Genomic DNA, 18,863 nt, shown 5'->3' on the forward strand with positions numbered 1-18,863 from the left:
TCAGTGTCATGGTACGTGATTGGAGGTATTGTCGATACCTGCTTTGTTTGCTGAAACGATTCCTGATGTAACCTATGTAGGTAGTACCCCTTCAGAATCACCGCGACCGACACATTCTTTCTCTCGTTAGTTGTTGGTGATGTACGAATGTCCAAACCGCGGGACAGAGTTGTCGCTACCTGGCAGTCCGTGATGGCACTGTCCTGGCCAATCGTGGTTCAACAGTTTCTCAACACGCTGATGCGTTCAATCGATATCGTCGTGACGGGATTCTTCTCGCCGGCGGCGGTCGCTGCTATCGGGTTGGCCGACCTATATGCGCAGGTTCCGTTCCGAATCGGGCGTGCACTAGGGACTGGTGGGATTGCTCTCTCAAGTCAAGATACCGCTCGGGGCGACGCGAAAACCCGTGATCAAGCCGCGACCCAAGCGCTACTCATCGGATTTCTGGTCGGCCTCCCGATCGTCGTCATTGGGTTCACCCTGGCGGACGCCCTCATCGCAGTTCTCGGCGCCGAACTGGAAGTCGTGAGGATGGGAGCCAGCTATCTCACGCTCGTTTTTGCAGCCGCACCGCTCCGAATCGTTGCGTTGGTTGGCGCACGCACCTTGCAGGGGACCGGTGATACGCGAACACCGCTCGTGGTAAACGGGCTCGCGAACGTCGTCAACATCTTCGCAACTGTCGGATTGGGACTCGGACTCGTGGGGCTCCCGCGGCTTGGTATCGTGGGTGTCGGGCTTGCAACTGCGTTTAGCCGCGGGCTTGAGTGCGTGGCGATACTCGGAATGATAGGGAGTAACCGAACTGAACTGTCGCTCAGGCGACCACGAGACGCCACTGTTACGAAGCAACTGGTCGCAGTTTCTCTCCCCAACTTCGCGGAGGGAATGAGTACATCTGTCGCAAATTTTCCGTTCAACGCCTTGTTACTTGTCTTTGGGACAGAAGTGAGTGCCGCATACCATATCGGACGGCGAATCTACCAACAGATAGCAGGCCCCCTGTACCGTTCGTACAGCGTCGCTGCGAGCATTATCGTCGGGCAGAGACTTGGTGCGGGAAAGCCGGCCGACGCCCGCTTTTCGGGCTTGGCCATCACAGCTCTCAGCGCACTCACGCTCGGGGTCGTTGGCACTTCAATCTGGATCATGGCAGAACCGCTTTCGAGCATATTCACAGCAGACCCGGAAACGCTTGGGTACGCCGTTACCTTCACGCGCATCTCCGGGATTTCGATGTTCTTCTTCGGAGTCTTCTTCCCGATGGCAGGAGCACTCCAAGGCGCAAGCGATACGCGGACGCCATTCTACGCTCGGTTCACCGGAACCTTCGGCTTCATGCTTTGCTTCAGTTACCTCGCCGGTTTCTGGCTTGGGTACGGACTCTCTGCGGTCTATCTTGGAATCGTTCTCACGTACGTCTGGTGGGCACTCGTTGTGAGTGCGGGCTTTCTCTGTGGTGATTGGGCCGAGAGAGCAGAACAATTGATGGCCGACCGAGCCTCGACAGCAGATTGAGAACCTACGCTGTCGTCATCAATGTCCTTGCCCAATTGTGATCACAACTCGAACAGCGCGGAAAAATTAGCACCAAGAGTTAGTTGTCTCCTCAGAAGGGCCGTTTTCCGAGAGCGAGGCGACCGTCGCTATCGAACGCGACGCGACAGATGACGTACCATGTTGCAATTGAGAGCACAACCGTCACAACGAACGCAAGGACGCCCGTCAACACCGTCGAGATTATCGACTGGTATGCCAGGACGAGCAAGAACGTCAGCAGTAGCGGAACCAGCGACTGGAGGGTGTCCTGCACTCGAATCATTCGTTTGCCCCCGTGGTAGTAAACGCTCCCTCATTCTCAGGTGACGTGGTCTCAATGGCTCCGTTTTCGTGCAGGAAGTTCTCCGGCGCGTACCGGTCTCTGGATGCCGATTCGAGCGTAATACCCCCATCTTCACCGAACGAACCGACGTGGATGCACGCGGTTTCGTGACCGACTGTCGCGCCGTCGACCTGTTCTAGGTCCGGGTCGATAGAGCGACACTCTTCGGTCGCCTCCGGACAGCGTGGATGGAACGAGCATCCTTTCGGTGGGTCGATAGGTGACGGTACCTCACCCGAAAGTGGTTCTCGCTGCTGTGCGAGTTCCGGGTCTGGTTCTGGAATCGCTTTGAGCAGTGCTCGAGTGTATGGGTGCTGTGGGTTCGCAAACAGCTGTTCCGTCTCTGCTATCTCGACGATTTCACCGAGGTACATCACCGCGACTCGGTCACAGACATGCCTTATGACTGAGAGGTCGTGGGCAATGAACAAGATAGTGAGGTCGTACTCCACTTGGAGGTCTTTGAGTAGGTTGAGGATCTGCGCTTGGATCGAGACGTCGAGCGCCGAAACGGGTTCGTCGCACACGAGAAACTCCGGTTCGACAGCGAGTGCACGCGCGATGCCCACGCGTTGGCGCTGTCCGCCGGAAAACTCGTGAGGATACCGGTTTGAGTACTCGGGTGAGAGGCCGACTTGTTCCATGAGTTCCTCGACGCGTTCGTCGCGTTCGCCCTTGTACAGGCCGTGAATCTGCATCGGTTGTCGAATGATCTGACCGACGCTCTTTCGTCGATTGAGACTCGAAGCAGGGTCCTGAAACACCATCTGGATACGCTTTCGGAACTGCTTGAGTTCCTTTGACGTGAGCGAAGTCACGTCTGTTCCATCGTACGTGACGGTACCAGCGGTGGGTTCATCGAGTTGAAGAATGCTTCGAGCAGTGGTCGATTTGCCAGAGCCAGACTCACCGACGAGCCCAATCGTCTCTCCGTGACTGATCTCGAATGAGACGTCTTGGACTGCTTTGACCGTCTGCGTCGCACCGAACAACCTGTCGATGAAGCTGTCGTTCTGTGTGAAATGCTTCGTGAGACCATGGACGCTCATTATCGTGTCGCGGTTAGTCATTGGAGACACCTCCATCCGTCGTTGCCGAATTATTTGAGCTTTGAGTCATCGTCGCTTGATTGTAGCCAAGGGCGTGGATACAGGCGGCTTCACGCCCCGCCTCAACCTCACGTAGGTCGGGATCCGTCTGTGAACACTCCTCTGTCGCGTGGACACACCGGGGGTGGAACGAACACCCAGTCGGCAGGGCGGTCAAGTCTGGAATTCGACCCTCGATAGGTGTCAGTCTGCTCTCGTTCGACCGGAGGTTCGGAATCGACCGCATCAATCCTCGTGTGTAGGGATGGCGCGGAGATTTGAAGAGGTCGTGTACCCCTGCCCGCTCGACGATACGGCCTGCGTAGACGACGGCAACCCTGTCGCAACTTCCCGCGACGACTCCCAAGTCGTGTGTGATGAGAATGACACTCATCCCGTACTTTTCCTGAAGTCGGTCGATGAGGTCGAATATCTGTGCCTCAATGGTGACGTCGAGTGCCGTCGTCGGTTCGTCGGCGATGAGAATATCCGGGTCACAGGAGATGGCCATCGCGAGGAGAACTCGCTGGCGCATTCCACCAGAGAATTGGTGTGGATAGTCATCGACGCGGGCCGCAGGTTCGGGAATCCCAACGTCACTGAGGAGTTCAATTGTCCGCTCTCGAGCCGTCGCTTTCGTTGCGTCTGTGTGTTTGCGAATGACCCGAGAGATCTGACTTCCGATCGTGTAGACGGGGTTCAGCGATGTCATCGGGTCTTGGAACATCATTGCGATGTCGTTGCCGCGAATCTGTCGCATCTCCGCCTTACTCTTCGTTAGCAAATCCTCTCCTTTGTACCGGACGGTTCCTTCTTTGATGTATCCCGGTTCGTCGATGAGTCGCATGACCGACATCGCGGTGACACTCTTTCCAGAGCCGGATTCACCGACGATACCCAGTACTTCACCCTTATGTAGGGTGAAGGAGTTGCCGTCAACCGCTTTGACGACTCCTTCCTCTGTGTGGAACTGGGTGACCAAATTCTCGACTTCGAGTATCGGTTTACTGGTCATTGGAACCCTCCTGAGAATACCGTGGGTCGAGGGCGTCACGCAGTCCGTCACCGAGTAGGTTGAACCCAAGGATGATGATCATGAGCGCCAATCCCGGGAAGACTGGGTACCACCACTGGCCGCTGTAGACGAAGCTCCGCGCGTTCGACAACATCAGTCCGAGGCTCGCGGTCGGTGGCTGTAAGCCGAGTCCAAGGAATGACAGCCCCGCACTCGCCAACACTGCAGTCGCCATGTAGAGCGTCGCTTGGACGACGACAATTGGGATGGTATTGACGAGGATGTCACGAGTGAGGATGTGTGAATTGCTCGCACCGAGTGACTTTGCCGCGTCCACGTAGTCTTCTTCCATCTCTTTGAGCACCGCACTCCGCATCACCCGTGCGAATCTCGGAATGTACGCGAACCCGATGACGAAGATTATTTTCGCGAGGTTTGGAACGACAACCCACCCGTAATCTGTCTTGCCAGCGCCGAGGATACCGATAATCGCGATGGCTAAGATCAGACTCGGGAACGAGAGGATGATGTCCATCGCTCGCATGATGGTCTCGTCTACCCAAGAATTACCCAGGTAACCCGCAATCGCACCCAGAGTGATGCCAACGGTCATCGCGACCAGATTGACGCCAATCGAGATCATCATGAGCGTCCGAAGCCCGAAGATCATCCTCGAAAGGAGATCGCGACCGTGATTGTCCGTCCCCAGATACGCTGTAATCTCTGCGTTCGACTCACCCTCAACGAGCAATGTAGAGCCCGGTGGGAGCGGATTATGCTCTCCGTCGGGGGCATCGAACTGGGTGGCAGGGTCGTGTGGTGCGATGACCGGCGCGAAAATCGCAGCAAAGAGGGTAAGACCGATGATTACCGCGCCGACTATCGAAAGACGGTTCTTCCGGAACTCCCGCCAAAACTGTTCGAACTGGCTTCGGTGTTCACTGGTCTTCGGTTCTTGCTCCATCGTGCGTGTCTCTTTTGTAGCCATCTCAGTTCCCTCCATCTTCGCGGATTTTCGGATTGAGGTACGCATAGAGGACGTCCACGCTCAGGTTTGCGAAGACGAACACACACGTGATGAACAATACCAGTGCACGGATAACCTCAAAGTCCCGGCGGGCAATCGCAGTGATAAACAACTTTCCAAGTCCGGGAAGATTGAACACTGTCTCTGTCAGAACTGCACCATTCAGCAATCCACCGATTCCAATTCCGATAACGGTTACAACGGGGATGAGTGCGTTTTTCGTCGCGTCTTTCAGCACAACTTCGACTTCGCCAATTCCCATAGCTCGGGCCGTCCGAACGTAGTCTTGATTGAGCGTTTCGAGCATCTCAGACCGAGTCATACGCTGGATAATCGCTGCCCGAGCAGTTCCGAGCGCGATGACTGGGAGGAGGAGATGCTGAAGGTTTGCAATCGGATCTTCGAACGGTGATATCCAGCCGCCCGTCCCCCAATCGAAGTTGAAGGTGACGCCGAACACCATGATCAGGACGATGCCTAACCAGAAGTTCGGAATCGAGATGCCCGAAAGCGCCCCGATACGAGACAGGTGGTCTGCGGGTTTATTCTGTCGAACCGCACCGATGATTCCTGCCGGGATTCCAATGAGTACGGCGAGAAATTGGGCGAGGAGAGCGAGTTCGAACGTGAGCAAAAGGCGGCTTTTGATCAACGTCACGACAGGCGTCCCCTGCTGGACAGTCCACGAGGTACCAAGATCACCTTGAATCGCGCTGCTTGCCCACAGCCAGTACTGGATGTAAAACGGCTGGTTCAGTCCGAGCTGTTGGCGTACCTGTTGAATGATCTGTTCGTTCTGGAGCGGCCCCAGCATGACCGCTGCCGGACCCCCCGGTGCGATGTGGAGCAAGCCGAATACGCTCACACTCACACCGAACAGTACCGGTATGATCAACAATAATCGTTTGAGGATAAATCGTCCGATGCTCATAGGTTCAATGTATGAAACAAAATGTTGGTAATGAGTTCCATGGTTGTGACGTCAATCGCTTGCAGATGATTGATAATGACTCTTTTTGTGGATTACCCTGGATTATCAATTCTTTGTCACGGGCCGAAGATCAGACGAGAATGAACCCATCTCGTAGCCGGACGCCTCATCACTCCATGCAGCAAGCCGACTCGAGTAAGCGATGTCGAGCTGGATCGCATTTTCGACGAGGTACTCCTGCAGCCGGTAGACAATCTCTTTTTGTTCTTGTTCATCAACCGTCCGTTGGGCTTTCTTCACCGTTTGGACGTACCAGTCGTGTCCGTTAGAGAAGTCACCTTCGGCGTCTTCCGGCGCTGGCGGTCCACTTGGTGCGTATCGGTCTGGCAGGTCGGGAGACGCGTGGTGCCAGTTGTTGTGGTTACGGTCGTTTGGAACGAACCCAGTGCTGAGCCAGTAAGTTACGACAGGGACGGCGTTCGTCCAGTTCTCCAAGGCTGCGTGCCACGTCGTCGTGTTGTACACCTGGTCGAACAGTGCGGACTTCTCGAGCGTGGTGATTTCGACGTCGATGCCAATCTTCGAGAGCTGGTTCTGGATGACGACACCCTGGTCTTTGAGATGAGAGCCCTTCGTGACGAGCATCTCGAAGGTGAACCCGTCGGGGTTGCCGGCCTTCTCAAGTTCTTGCCGGGCCTTGTCGGGGTCGTACATCTCCATCTCCTTCAGCTTGGGCGACGTCCACTCGCTGTCCGGGTACCAGAGCCCATGCTGGGCAACACCTCTCCCGTAGAAAATCTCGTCTAAGATTTCTTCTGCGTCAATGCCCCACTGGACTGCCCGGCGGTTGTTGACGTTGGACATCGGGTTTCCGTCCGCTTCCATGAGGTTCATGTAGAGCACTTCGGTCGTGTTCCCCGGGACTGTTCCCGTTTTGATGTTTGGGTCGTTTTGCAGCGACTCGAAGTCCTTGTCTGGAATCGAGGTCGTCAGGTCGGTGGTTCCAGATCGGAGATTTGCCAACCTCGTCGAATCCTCCGGCATGATCTGGAAGTTGATCTCGTCGACCTTCGGAATGCCGTCCTTCCAGTAATTCTCGTTCTTTTTCAGAAGCACGTTCTCGTTTGTGTTCCACTCGACGAATTCGAAGGGGCCAGTGCCGGCACCACTCGGGTCGGTCGTGAGGTTCGTTGCGATTCCTGTCGGCCCTTCTCGTTCACTGGCAGAGCCACGAGACCCCTTCTGGACGATTCCTTCGAGTCCCCGAGTCAGCCACCAATTGAGGGTGGAGAACTCGGTCGTCAGATTCATCCGGAGCGTCCGGTCATCCACGATCTCTGTCCCTTCAACGTTCGGAATCCGGCGTCGAATCGGGGAGTTGTTGTCGGGATTCAGAATCCAGTCGACGGAATATTTGAAATCCTCGACGGTCACGTCGTCTCCGTTGTGGAACTGCAAACCATCACGGAGCGTGTAGTCGAACGCAAGTCCGTCGTTTGTCGGCTTCGGTACCTCTTTGACGAGTCCTGGTGCGAGCTCCGAGTCGGGAGTTAGCTCGATCACTTCGTCGTAGATCAGACTCCCAATCGCACTCGAGCCCGTGTCAGCCCACAACGCCGGGTCGAAGTTCCACGGCTCTGAGGCAATTGCAACGTTTAGCCGAACTGTCCCACCTGCGGAGCCAGAACCACTGCCATTGTCACTTCCTTCGCCACCGTTGCCTCCCGAATCACCCGCGCACCCAGCAAGCGATGCACCCGTGAGTGCACTGGTCATTGCAAGGAACTGTCGTCGATTGATGTCGTACTCGATGATGTCTCTAGCCATGTGTATGCTTACCTATTGCCAACGTTTGACAATCCATCCAAAGGACCACCATCATTTAAATCTATTCATTATTGTCAATATTGTCAATGTTCCTTATAGCCTTTGGAAAACGATGGAGACGAGTGTTTCAGGTGTCTAATCCTCTGGTTCTTGTTGGAACTGGCTGGAAACTATCTGTCGTACTTGCCCAAAGTGCACAATCGTTCACAGGAACGTTCGATTTTCATCTGACAATATCGCCGCTTGTACAAAGATATAAATAGTAGATGCACTTGGCTACTCGTAGACTTTCGATGTTAGCCATTAACACAGAGTCTTCGACTCAAGGAGAAGTAGTAGCGGCATTGTCACCACATTTCGGTGGACGAAAAAACGAGGTGGCAGTATGACCGTCTCGCTTAGCTACGACAGCTACGACCTCGGGAGCATGACGTGGGAAGACGCCGAAGAGGCCATTGAGGATGCGGATTTCCTCGTCTTACCAACCGGTGCAATCGAGCAACATTCGATCCACCTCCCAGTTTCGGTCGATACTCTCCGGGCGGAGAACCTAACCCGGATACTCGTCGAAACCGCAGCAGACCGTGATCTCTCAATGATCCGCCTGCCCACGCTTCCATTCGGATACTCGGAACATCACATGACCCGGGCAGGGACCCTGACACTGATGCCAGATACGTATCAGAAAGTCATCGAAGAGCTCGGGGCCTCGATTTCACAACACGGGGCCAAGCGATTGCTTATTGTCAACTGTCACGGTGGCAATAACCCACCACTGAAGCTCGCGGGGGATCGGCTCCAGCGAGAGCACGATATCGAAGTGTATCTCGTAAACTGGACCTCGTTCGCTCGAGATCAACTGGAGACTCGCTTCGGAGAAGATTGGAGCCATGCAGGCGAACACGAGACGAGCGTCACTGAACTGTTCCACCCAGAGCTAGTTCGGACAGAGAAAAAGGAGAAACAAGAGCGTAAGGCAAAATTCAAAGCAAGACAATACACGTGGTACACCGACATCGCAGTCCAAGGTGGCCGTGGAGACCCCAGAAATTCAGACGCCGAGTTCATGAAAAAGGTAGTTGCCGACACGACCGACCGCATCCTAGATGCACTGGAAGGAGATCTTGCACAGACGACTGACGGTGTCAATACACTCGAACAAACCTCATAGTCACTGAACGAAGTTCTCGATATACTCCGATAGCCTCGTGGTTGGCGTTTCTATTGCAGTGTTTTTTCCGCAATTTGCCTTCGACCAACAGTCCTGACTTGATTTATTCCGGATGATGGAGTGGAGGCGCAACAATACCGCGATGCTACGAGACACCTCCTTCGAGAAACCACATTATGACACTGAACAGAGTTGTCTGAGATTGTTGGACAGGATATGGAACCTCCAACAGCCTCGAACTCCCTTGATTCGCCGACATTGTCAACGAGATAGCGACTATTGGAGGAACATATATGTGTGTACAGTTCACACGGTAACTCATGTCTGGTGCAAAAACTAAGCCACTCAAATCGCTACGGTCAGCCTTTGAAGTCATCGACTTCCTACAGCGGTCGGGTGGGTCAGGAGTCACAGATGTCGCAAACGAGCTCTCGATTCCGAAGAGTACCGCACACGTGTATCTATCCTCACTCGAGGAAGTCGGGTACGCAGTGAACGATGATGGGACGTACCGAATTGGAATGCGATTCCTCGAGATTGGCGAGAGCGCCAGATCACAAAACCGACTCTACGAACTCGGCTGCGAGGAGGTCGATCGGCTTGCAGAGGAGACAGGTGAGTTAGCGAGCATGATGATACCCGAACACGGATATGGTGTATACCTTTACCGAAAGCGGGGAGACCAAGCGATGCCTGTGAAATCCCACATCGGAAAGCACGTCGATCTCCACTGCCGGGCATCGGGAAAAGCCATCCTCTCAGCACTACCGAGAGATGAAGTCGAACAAATAATAGACGAAAGAGGGTTGGTTCGCAGAACGGACAAAACGATTACAAGCCGAGACGAACTCTGGACAGAACTTGAGAAAATTTCGAAGCAGGGTTACGCCGTGAACGACGGAGAACTTCGAAAGGGGCTTCGCTGTATCGGTGCTCCAATTACTCGTGACGGTCAGGTTGTTGGTGCAGTGAGTGTTTCGGGGCCTGTTGGCCGAATACACGGCAAGCGGTTCGAAGAGGAGATTCCGAAACTGGTCAAGAACGCCGCGAATATTGTCGAAATTACTGTCTCATATTCTTGATTCCGGACGTGTCCAACAGTGTTGGACGGGGTGCGATGTTGTTGAAATCTTGTTGAAAATTCGGTTTGTCAAACGGTGTGCTGTGTGGGATGACCGAGTTGATGATGCGCCTTTCGTGGTGAGGAAATGAGTTTGTGGATGCACAGTAGAGGCACAGTCCTGCCAAATTACCCCATCTGTTATCGATACAGCGTACTGCGGGTAGTGTCTCTCGCGAACACGTCATCGATGGTTGAACAACCAATATCGATCTACAGTTTAATCCTGTGGACAGTCTCTATCAGCAGGATTCAACCTCGCATCAGTAACGTATCCGTTGTGCTGATCATACTACGATAATGTACGTTCCATCAATTTTGGACGGGCAGACAGCTATTCAAACAGCGCTAACTTCACGTCGGGAGCGTCCATAGGGGGCTCAAATCCTGAAATCGAGTGGTGAAAACAAACCCAAACCATAACAAAGGTACCACCGTTATGGCAGTATTGCTTGAGTCCTTGACTTGGGCGATTGAAGGGGAATAAACGCAGAAGTTCAATCGACGGCCACAGTCGATTCCAACCGAATCTGTGTCAATCTGGATTGCGTTGAATTCTGTTTCTCAGCGAAAACTAGTTCATGAAGGTTAGCATCCCAAAATCTGATAAATGAGGCGTACTCGCGCACTTTTATTGAGACGCTGAACAACGGTAAGCCATGTTCATCACAAAAGTACCTCTGTTATTGTCGGGGGAGGCGCCCTGCGTTGGGCGGAAAACAAAGCCAAGCAAAGAAAATTCAAGAAAGCGAGATCTCCAGCTCGAATTCGTTCGAGATACCGAGCAGAATTTTCGGGAGTTCGGTCTCGAACCGGTCTGGCGTCATACGGTTCGCTGGGCTTGCCACACTAAAGGCCCCGATAATTCGTCCATCCCGACCCTTCACAGGGACACCAACTGCTTTCACACCATCGAGTTGTTCTTCGTAATTGTACGACACGCCTTCCGATTTGATAGCGTCGAGTTGGTCTACGAGCACGTCAACGTCAGTGATCGTGTTTTCAGTTGCCGCTGGCAATCCGTGAGTTGTGACGATTTCATGAACGCGGCTCCGTGGGAGTTGCGAAAGAATCGCCTTTCCGGCAGCCGTCTGATGGAGATAAAATTTCTGCCCTACATTTGAGTACTTCCAGACGGCATGCTTCCCGGATTCGGTGTACATATAGACGCCACGTCCATTCTCCTCGACAGCAAAGATGGCACGGCAATCGGTCTCTTCGGCCATCTGTTTCGTGTATGAATTAGCAATTTGATAACTCTTCAGACGGTTTTGGACGTAGTTACCGAGATTGAGGAACTGCAGACTAAGATAGTAGATATCGCCAAATTTAACGACGTAATCTCGCTCGTGAAGCGTTGTTAGATGGCTGTGAACCGTACTGGGGGCGAGATCCAAATCCGCTGCAAGCTCTGTTACTCGTCCACCATCCTTCTCTTTGAGTAGCTCTATCACGTCCAGTGTCGTTTCGGTGGTTTGCAACGTTCGGCGCGGTTTGTGCGTGGTCATAACCACTGGTTCACACCCACAATATATAAAATTCGGTTCTCACGAAAACCCTATTTGATTCTGAGAATTTCGAAGGGAATTATTGAATGCCATGGGTTCCCAGTTCGATTTGCGTTATAAAATACGCCAGTGTCGAATTAGTCTAACCGACACGCAATATACATATCGGATGGAATGCCCGTTTCCAAGCGTTATGAGGGCTCTATAGCGCAACGTCGAAATTCGATATAGGACATGGACACTCTTGAAAACACCACCAATTTCCCCCCTTGAATTCCGATGTGACGAATCACACAGTTTCTAATGTGTGGTCAGCAGTCGATGAGTCCCTACAATCGAGCGAGTTCGAACACCGACAGATGTCGGTCACCTACCAATCGGCCACGAAAAACGTTGTTTACGTAGATTCTCCGCCAGTTAGAGCCCGAGAATCTCGCGGGCCTCGGCCGGTGACGCGACGGGACGCTCTAATTCTCCTGCAATTCGAACGGCTCTGGCTACGAGCTGGGCGTTGCTCTCTGCGAGGTCGCCTTTGCGATAGTAGACGTTATCTTCGAGCCCAACTCGGACGTGCCCACCCATTGCCATCGCCATCGTAGTCAGTGGCAGCTGGTGTTTACCGACTGCGAGGCACTGCCATTCAGCCCCGTCGGGGAGATTATCGACGAGATTAAGCAGGTTTCGCGGATTCGGAATCGTCCCCGTCTGCATCCCAAGAATGAGCGTACACCAGTATGGCTCGTCGAGATAGCCTTCTTTGATGAGGTGGTTCACTTCGGTAAAATGGCCGGGGTGGAACAGTTCCATCTCTGGTTTCACACCGTGTTCTGCCATCTGGGTTGCAAACTCTTCGTTTTGCTCTCGGCAGTATTTCCGAACCGTTCGCGGCCCGAAATTGAGTGGACCTAAATCAATCGTCGCAACATCGGGACTCGGATCAGTCTCTAAGACAGGGCGGATACGGTCTTCGCGAGACTGGCCACCGCCGGTGGTGAAGTTGATGATAATATCCTCACACCGTTCGTCGATTGCGTCGCGAATCGCCTGGAATCGTTCGACAGACTTGGTGTCAGACCCATCAGGATTTCGAGCGTGTAAATGGACAATCGAAGCACCCAGTTTCTCACATTCGCGGACGTCTTCTGCAATCTCGTCTGGTTGCGTTGGAAGGTTCGGATTCGCTTCTTCTCCGTGAAGTCCACCAGTCGTGGCGACGCTGATGATGACTTTCTTATCGAAGTAGTCTTGGTAGCCACTGTATACCATACCAGTAGAATGGTGGGAAGCTACTACTTATACTTTTGGCGAGGCGCAGAGTGACACTCCCGCCGTCAATATGCTTATATATTAGATAGTCACATCGTAACATGTGAGCCTGAATAGCACAGCCGTCGTTACCGGCGGCGGTCGTGGAATCGGCCAAGCAATCTGTCTCGAACTCGCACGAAGTGGGTCCGACGTTGTAATCGCCGACATCAACGAAGAAGCGATGGAGGAGACAAAACAGCTCGTCGAAGACGAAGGGCAACGAGCCCTTACCGTGAAAACAGACTTGCAGCAACTTACAGACGTAAAACACACCGTTGACCAGGCGCTCGAAGCGTTCGACTCAATCGAGATTCTGGTGAACAATGCGGGAATCGCCGGTCCGACTCGATATTGCGAGGAGATAACGCAGGACGAATGGGAGCAGACGATGAACGTCAACCTTCGAGGTCCGTTCTACATGTGTCGGGAGGTTCTCCCGATAATGAAAGACCAGTCCTATGGCAGAATCGTTAACATCGCGTCCGTAAGCGGGAAGCGGCCACTCGAACAACGACTCCCCTATGCGACGACAAAGATGGGACTAATCGGCTTTACTCGAACGCTCGCTGCTGAAGTCGGCGAACACGATATCAACGTAAATGCCATCTGTCCCGGTTCCGTCGACGGCCCTCGAATCACAAAGGTGTTCGAGGAGAAGGCGAATGCGACTGGACAGAAGTACGCTGATGTTCGAGCGGCAGCAGAGGAAGCAAGCCCACGTGGCGAATTGGTCTCACGCGAAGATGTCGCCAAGGTCGCTGTGTTCCTCAGTTCGAGTGGGTCAGACCGAATTACTGGTCAAGACATCAACGTCTCGGCTGGCAAGGTCATGTACTGAGACAGAGGACGGTCGGCATTGCCAGCAGCCTGAACGACGCGTCCGACGTAATCCGCCTCGTAGGTGTGGAAAGAGCAGTGGCTGAGCAATAATATGTCTCCAGCCACCCCTAACACATGATTTATGTAATAGAGTGGTATACTGGTTGTTACCATGGCCAGAGTTAGCATTGAAAATTTGACGAAAGTCTACGGTAAAGACGTCGTCGCGGTGGATGACGTCTCCATAGATATCCAAGATGGTGAGTTTGTCACACTGGTTGGCCCCAGTGGCAGTGGAAAATCGACGATTCTACGCATGCTCGCCGGCATCGTTTCCGCAACCGACGGTACAATCTCGTTTGGATCACACGACGTCACCAACACTCCCCCACAGCAACGTGACATTGCGATGGTGTTCCAGAACTATGCCCTGTACCCGAACATGACCGTCAGAGGGAACATGGAATTCGGGTTGAAGATGCAGGGGATGGCAAAACAGAAACGAGCGGAGGCCGTCGAGGAAGCGGCCGCGATGCTTCAGATTCAAGATCTGCTCGACCGAGAGATCCAGGCGCTCTCTGGGGGACAACAACAGCGTGTGGCTCTCGGTCGGAGCCTCGTGCGAGACCCTGAGGTATTCTTGCTCGACGAGCCACTCGCGAACCTCGATGCGAAGTTGCGCGTGGACATGCGTGCAACCCTCGTTGAACTTCAGCGGAAGCTCGGTGTGACGACCGTGTACGTCACGCACAACCAGATCGAAGCAATGACGATGAGTGACCGGGTCGCTGTCGTCCATCAGGGAGAGATACAACAACTGGCAGCACCACAGAAATTGTTCAACAACCCCACCAACCAGTTCGTGGCGGACTTCATCGGGACGCCGAGTATGAATTTCCTCGATTGTGAGGTGACCCACGAGAGTGATTCGGTGATTCTCGATACAGGAATACACCAAATTACGCTCCCTACAGGTGAAGAATCGGTGGTATCGATGCAAGAGAAAACGACCAATGGAGCCAACTATACTCTCGGTGTCAGGCCACAACACTTCAACGTTAACGCGGAAGGAGGGGCAACAGGCGAGACGTCGCGCACGGCTCGAATGGAGGTTATCATGGTCGAAACAGCTGGTGACGAGTATATCTTACATCTCGAGAAAAACGGAGAACGGGTGATTGTTGTCGTGGATGAGGGAACGGAGGTCGCGCGCGGCGACACCATCGAAATCGAATTTATCCCTGAGCGGATGCACCTCTTTGACGCTGCAGACGGGCGGGCTGTGGTCTGAAAGAGACGGGTTGACTTTTCACCACCACAAACGCCCACGTCGGAGTCCATCTGCGAACAACACCAACCCAGCAATAAGCAAGACGAGCACCGCACGGACACGCTCATCAAGCTCGGCACCAGTAAGCGCAAGTTCCCCGCTCGCAAGTTGAAAGAAGAGACTGAATGCGATCGCGGTAGCAAGTGACCCGAAGAGCACTTCGAGGAAAACGACAGCGCGTTTCAGCCGAGCATATCTTCGAGCCATAGTATCTCCTGCATGCAACTCCTGTTAAAATTTCCTGTAGGGTGACCGCAACCACCACGATGAAACTGGAAGAATGAACGCACCGTTTCAGCTCTCGAAAAGTGCGTTAAGAGCCACACTACGGTTGCAGACAGAGGTTAGTCGTTGTGACAATAATCCGTCTTGATTGTTACGGAAGTATGAGTAACATTAATGTAGTAGTGATTCAACGGTCAATGTAGAGTATGGCTAGTCATACCAACACAGAGTCACCTAACGGTGATGAACAATGGAATCGCCGCATGTTTCTCACGGGCGCAGGGGCTGCCGGCGCTGCAGCGCTTGCTGGATGTCTTGGTGGGTCTGAGTCCGATTCAGGAGATGGCTCATCGGAAAGCTCGAAATTAAAACTGCTAACAACGTACACCTCCTCAGCTTCGAAACGCTCCTACAACGAAGCGAACGATTCATTCAAAGCGAATCACGAAAACCTCGAGATTGAGATGGGGTACACGAGCTGGGAGAAAATTTACAACCGGCTGGTCCAGGCTGCGCGGACAGAAGATTGGCCAGACCTCGTGTTCTTCCTCGACAACGAATTGAATCTCCTGTTGAAAGACCAAGGGTTTATCGAAGATCCGAAACGGTTGATGGATGCTGCTGAGGAGTCTGCTGGGAAGATTGCCGCTGACGTCCCCGAGACTCATTATCTCGATAAAGACGGGTCGTTCTACACGATGCAGTCGAACAGTCAATCGAACACCACCTGGATGCGCACAGACGTGCTCGAAGCCATCGGTGAAGAGTACCCAGAGTCGTGGAACGACGAACTGCGAGTGCTCAAGAAGGCGCACGAATCGGACGAGTTCCCGAACCTCCACGGTACCGCCATCTCGACAGCGAAAAATGCCTACATGGCCACTGTGTTCTTCTCGCGTCTCCGTGGTGCTGGCGGAAACGCACTCGACCCCGAAAAGAACGTCGCGTTCGACTCTCAAGTGACGAGAGACACCTTAGAACACTGGAACGCGATGGCCGAATACGGCGCACCGGGCAAAGAGTCGTTCAGTTACGGCGACATCTACACCAACTTTGCAGCCGACAAGGTTGCATCGTGTCAGTACTGGGGTCGGACGTACATCAACGTCATCGAACAAACACCCGACATCGCGGACAAGGTGACGACATTTTCACACGCCCAACCAGACAACGACAAGGCGAGTCCCGACGAAAAATCGCTCATGTCGGGTGACGGTGGCCAGCTCATCAAAGGAGGTGAAAACAAGGAGGCAGCCGTCGAATGGTGGAAGAATTACGTGAAGCCAGAATTCTTCGTCGACAAGTTCATGAAAGGAACGCCCGGAAACACCGTTCCGATGTACGAAGGACACCAGGACGCATGGGATGAGTTCGACGTGTGGACTGACTACGAACACGGAACGGAGATCCGTGATAACCTCGTGGCTGACACCCGGAAAGCGCACCCGAAATGCCGTGCTGGCCCCGAGTTCGAGGCGTTCCCGGAACTGGCAAACATCATCAAGAAACCGGTGATGAGCGGGCCTGGTTCCAGCTACTTTGCAGGCAACATCAGCGTCGACGAAGCGGCGAAAGAAATGGCAAAGAAAGCAGAACAGGAGGTTGCCAACTATGGCAGCGGAAACTGATGTGGCAGAGTTGGCGTAAATCAGAACAAGGTACTGACCGCTATGAGTTCGTAGGAACCACTACAGATGAGCATACTGGAACGTAACAAACGGAGTTGGCAATCCATCAGAGGATTTGCCTCCCGAGTGGTGCGAAGAGACATCACTGAAAGCGAGTTGGGCGTTTCGTTAATCGTCCCCACATTACTCGTTTTCGCAGTGATCGTCATCTTCCCACTCTTGTTCGCCATCTACCTGGGTTTCCATTCTTCGTCAGGGTTCAGTATGACGCTCGAATGGGCTGGTTTGAGTAATTACACCAGACTCTTTTCGACAAACGACTTCTGGGTGTCGTTGAAGAACAACGTGGTCTGGGCGTTTGGAACCATGTTCTTACAGCTGGTTCTCGGCGTTGCGATCGCGCTATTGCTACACCGCGAATTCAAGGGACGGAAGCTCTTCCGTGGAGCAGTTCTGTTCCCGTATATGGTGCCAACCATCGTCGCGGTGTTCAACTTCCGGTGGATATTCAACGCGACGTATGGGGTGTTCAACTACCTCATCGTCACGGCAGGATTGGTCGAAGAACCAATCGTGTTTTTCGGGTACGAACACGCGATGACGACGGCCATCTTGCTTGGTGTCTGGCGGTTTACCCCATTCGTGGTGATCACCGTGCTCGCCCGCCTCCAGACGATTCCACCAAGCCTCTACGAAGCGGCTGAGCTAGATGGCGCATACAAATTCGCAAAGTTCCGATACGTTACACTCCCGCAACTGTACAACATCCTCGTGATCGTTGTGTTGCTTCGGAGTGTGTGGATGTTCAAGAAGTTCGCACCCATCTATCTGCTCACCGGCGGGGGGCCAGGAATCTCGACCCAGATTCTCCCCATCTACGCATACATAGAGGCCTACCAGGGGCTCAACTTCGGCTACGCAGCCGCGATAGCGAACGTGATGTTCGTCATCATGATGGTTGCTGGCTTCTTGTATCTACAAAAATTCTACAAGCAAGGAGGAACGAAAAATGAAGCTTAATTCAGTCAATCTGTCAGCCGGCGTCGAGAAGTGGCTACAACAACACGTCCCAAAGCGGATTCGAGATCGGAGCGATCGCATCTTGTTGTACCTGCTGGCGTCAATCGCTGTCGTTTACTCGCTGTTTCCGCTGCTGTGGATGGGTATTACGTCACTCCAGCCAGAACAACTATTGTTCTCTTGGCCCCCACAGATTAGTCCGGAACTGTGGACGTTGACCCACTACGCGGATCTGATCGAGACGAACTCTGAGTTCTTCCTCTACTACCGCAACAGCGTCATCACCTCCACCTTTGCGACGGTGATGACGATTACGCTCGGGACGCTTGGCGCGTATAGCATCTCTCGGTTCGAGTACATGGGCAGGGAGTTCATCGACAGCTCGATTCTGTTGATTTACATGTTCCCTGCGATCGTGCTCGTGATTCCACTCAGCGTGCTGATGAACGATATGGGGCTGGACAACTCCTGGTTTGGCCTATCATTGGTCTACCTGACGTTCTCCCTGCCGTTTAGCATCTGGGTGCTTAGGGAGTTCTTCAACGGAATCCCCTACTCACTAGAGGAGGCTGCGATGATCGACGGCGCCTCGCGGATGCAGGCGTTCTACCACGTCGTGTTACCGAACGCACTTCCCGGAATCATCGCAACGTCCATCTTCACGTGGTCGCTCGCCTGGAACGACTATCTGTGGGCGTCGGTCATCATGACGTCGAGTCAGATGCAGACACTCCCGGTGGGATTGAGTCAGATGCTCACCTCTGCGAACCCACCATGGGGGCAGTTCATGGCCGCAACGACGCTTGTGACCCTGCCAGTATTGATTCTGTACATCTTCGTCCAGGATCACCTCGTGAAGGGATTCGGTGCCGGAGGTGTGAAAGGGTAGTCACGCCACATCGGCCCTTTCTGCACCCGAATGTCTGTCCTCTTTTTTCCCGACTCGAATCCGATACGTCAG

General features: G+C 53.5%; 16 protein-coding genes. 8 read left to right on the forward strand and 8 right to left on the reverse strand.

Annotated features, from left to right (window positions below):
• The first annotated feature begins 192 nt into the window (after positions 1-192).
• Positions 193-1,521, forward strand: coding sequence for an MATE family efflux transporter (locus V5N12_RS15710; protein ID WP_332900174.1), 1,329 nt, complete (start codon positions 193-195; stop codon positions 1,519-1,521).
• Positions 1,522-1,612: 91 nt separating this feature from the next.
• Here V5N12_RS15710 and V5N12_RS15715 read toward each other — a convergent pair whose 3' ends face one another.
• From V5N12_RS15715 to V5N12_RS15740, 6 genes are all read right to left on the reverse strand, one after another.
• Complete coding sequence (locus V5N12_RS15715; protein WP_332900175.1) at positions 1,613-1,825, reverse strand: hypothetical protein; 213 nt, start codon at positions 1,823-1,825, stop codon at positions 1,613-1,615.
• Positions 1,822-2,955 carry an ABC transporter ATP-binding protein gene (locus V5N12_RS15720; RefSeq protein ID WP_332900176.1) on the reverse strand — a complete coding sequence of 378 codons (1,134 nt, stop codon included), beginning with the start codon at positions 2,953-2,955 and terminating at the stop codon, positions 1,822-1,824. The genes V5N12_RS15715 and V5N12_RS15720 overlap by 4 nt, the downstream gene beginning before the upstream one ends.
• Positions 2,948-3,988: an ABC transporter ATP-binding protein gene (locus tag V5N12_RS15725; protein ID WP_332900177.1), complete on the reverse strand. Its 1,041-nt coding sequence runs from the start codon at positions 3,986-3,988 to the stop codon at positions 2,948-2,950. Before V5N12_RS15725 ends, V5N12_RS15720 begins: the two co-directional genes overlap by 8 nt.
• Complete coding sequence (locus tag V5N12_RS15730; protein ID WP_442904988.1) at positions 3,978-4,976, reverse strand: ABC transporter permease; 999 nt, start codon at positions 4,974-4,976, stop codon at positions 3,978-3,980. The genes V5N12_RS15725 and V5N12_RS15730 overlap by 11 nt, the downstream gene beginning before the upstream one ends.
• Before the next feature lies 1 nt (position 4,977).
• On the reverse strand, positions 4,978-5,940 hold the full coding sequence (locus V5N12_RS15735) for an ABC transporter permease (protein WP_442904989.1): 963 nt from the start codon (positions 5,938-5,940) through the stop codon (positions 4,978-4,980).
• Between the two features lie 111 nt (positions 5,941-6,051).
• The gene (locus V5N12_RS15740; RefSeq protein WP_332900180.1) at positions 6,052-7,773 is read right to left on the reverse strand and encodes an ABC transporter substrate-binding protein; all 1,722 of its coding nucleotides are present in this window, start codon (positions 7,771-7,773) and stop codon (positions 6,052-6,054) included.
• A gap of 385 nt (positions 7,774-8,158) precedes the next feature.
• Here V5N12_RS15740 and V5N12_RS15745 point away from each other — a divergent pair, with 385 nt between their 5' ends.
• A complete protein-coding gene (locus V5N12_RS15745; RefSeq protein ID WP_332900181.1) occupies positions 8,159-8,944 on the forward strand; it encodes a creatininase family protein in 786 nt (261 codons plus the stop codon).
• 320 nt (positions 8,945-9,264) lie between these two features.
• Positions 9,265-10,026: an IclR family transcriptional regulator gene (locus V5N12_RS15750; protein WP_332900182.1), complete on the forward strand. Its 762-nt coding sequence runs from the start codon at positions 9,265-9,267 to the stop codon at positions 10,024-10,026.
• Positions 10,027-10,804: 778 nt separating this feature from the next.
• Here V5N12_RS15750 and V5N12_RS15755 read toward each other — a convergent pair.
• Positions 10,805-11,572, reverse strand: coding sequence for an IclR family transcriptional regulator (locus V5N12_RS15755; RefSeq protein WP_332900183.1), 768 nt, complete (start codon positions 11,570-11,572; stop codon positions 10,805-10,807).
• 417 nt (positions 11,573-11,989) lie between these two features.
• A complete protein-coding gene (locus V5N12_RS15760) occupies positions 11,990-12,838 on the reverse strand; it encodes a 3-keto-5-aminohexanoate cleavage protein (RefSeq protein WP_332900184.1) in 849 nt (282 codons plus the stop codon).
• A 103-nt stretch (positions 12,839-12,941) separates the two neighbouring features.
• Here V5N12_RS15760 and V5N12_RS15765 point away from each other — a divergent pair, with 103 nt between their 5' ends.
• The 5 genes from V5N12_RS15765 to V5N12_RS15785 all read left to right on the forward strand — a co-directional run bounded on the left by V5N12_RS15765 (position 12,942) and on the right by V5N12_RS15785 (position 18,791).
• Positions 12,942-13,718 (forward strand): SDR family NAD(P)-dependent oxidoreductase, encoded by a 777-nt coding sequence (locus tag V5N12_RS15765; protein ID WP_332900185.1) that lies wholly within the window; start codon positions 12,942-12,944, stop codon positions 13,716-13,718.
• A 153-nt stretch (positions 13,719-13,871) separates the two neighbouring features.
• Entirely contained in the window at positions 13,872-14,990 is a 1,119-nt protein-coding gene (locus tag V5N12_RS15770) for an ABC transporter ATP-binding protein (protein WP_332900186.1), read from the forward strand.
• 527 nt (positions 14,991-15,517) lie between these two features.
• A complete protein-coding gene (locus V5N12_RS15775) occupies positions 15,518-16,882 on the forward strand; it encodes an ABC transporter substrate-binding protein (RefSeq protein WP_332900187.1) in 1,365 nt (454 codons plus the stop codon).
• A gap of 366 nt (positions 16,883-17,248) precedes the next feature.
• Positions 17,249-17,902 (forward strand): carbohydrate ABC transporter permease, encoded by a 654-nt coding sequence (locus V5N12_RS15780; protein WP_332900188.1) that lies wholly within the window; start codon positions 17,249-17,251, stop codon positions 17,900-17,902.
• A complete protein-coding gene (locus V5N12_RS15785; protein WP_332900189.1) occupies positions 17,892-18,791 on the forward strand; it encodes a carbohydrate ABC transporter permease in 900 nt (299 codons plus the stop codon). The genes V5N12_RS15780 and V5N12_RS15785 overlap by 11 nt, the downstream gene beginning before the upstream one ends.
• The last annotated feature ends 72 nt before the right edge of the window (positions 18,792-18,863 follow it).

Origin of the sequence: Haladaptatus sp. CMSO5, assembly GCF_036689885.1 — an archaeon.
GTDB lineage: Archaea > Halobacteriota > Halobacteria > Halobacteriales > Halococcaceae > QDMS2.

Bases quoted from the DNA above. Each gene is read 5' to 3' on its own strand.
- V5N12_RS15710 (WP_332900174.1), top strand. From the start codon at position 193: ATGGCACTGTCCTGGCCAATCGTGGTTCAACAGTTTCTCAACACGCTG.
- V5N12_RS15715 (WP_332900175.1), bottom strand. From the start codon at position 1,825: ATGATTCGAGTGCAGGACACCCTCCAGTCGCTGGTTCCGCTACTGCTG.
- V5N12_RS15720 (WP_332900176.1), bottom strand. From the start codon at position 2,955: ATGACTAACCGCGACACGATAATGAGCGTCCATGGTCTCACGAAGCAT.
- V5N12_RS15725 (WP_332900177.1), bottom strand. From the start codon at position 3,988: ATGACCAGTAAACCGATACTCGAAGTCGAGAATTTGGTCACCCAGTTC.
- V5N12_RS15730 (WP_442904988.1), bottom strand. From the start codon at position 4,976: ATGGCTACAAAAGAGACACGCACGATGGAGCAAGAACCGAAGACCAGT.
- V5N12_RS15740 (WP_332900180.1), bottom strand. From the start codon at position 7,773: ATGGCTAGAGACATCATCGAGTACGACATCAATCGACGACAGTTCCTT.
- V5N12_RS15745 (WP_332900181.1), top strand. From the start codon at position 8,159: ATGACCGTCTCGCTTAGCTACGACAGCTACGACCTCGGGAGCATGACG.
- V5N12_RS15750 (WP_332900182.1), top strand. From the start codon at position 9,265: ATGTCTGGTGCAAAAACTAAGCCACTCAAATCGCTACGGTCAGCCTTT.
- V5N12_RS15755 (WP_332900183.1), bottom strand. From the start codon at position 11,572: ATGACCACGCACAAACCGCGCCGAACGTTGCAAACCACCGAAACGACA.
- V5N12_RS15760 (WP_332900184.1), bottom strand. From the start codon at position 12,838: ATGGTATACAGTGGCTACCAAGACTACTTCGATAAGAAAGTCATCATC.
- V5N12_RS15770 (WP_332900186.1), top strand. From the start codon at position 13,872: ATGGCCAGAGTTAGCATTGAAAATTTGACGAAAGTCTACGGTAAAGAC.
- V5N12_RS15775 (WP_332900187.1), top strand. From the start codon at position 15,518: ATGTTTCTCACGGGCGCAGGGGCTGCCGGCGCTGCAGCGCTTGCTGGA.
- V5N12_RS15780 (WP_332900188.1), top strand. From the start codon at position 17,249: ATGTTCTTACAGCTGGTTCTCGGCGTTGCGATCGCGCTATTGCTACAC.
- V5N12_RS15785 (WP_332900189.1), top strand. From the start codon at position 17,892: ATGAAGCTTAATTCAGTCAATCTGTCAGCCGGCGTCGAGAAGTGGCTA.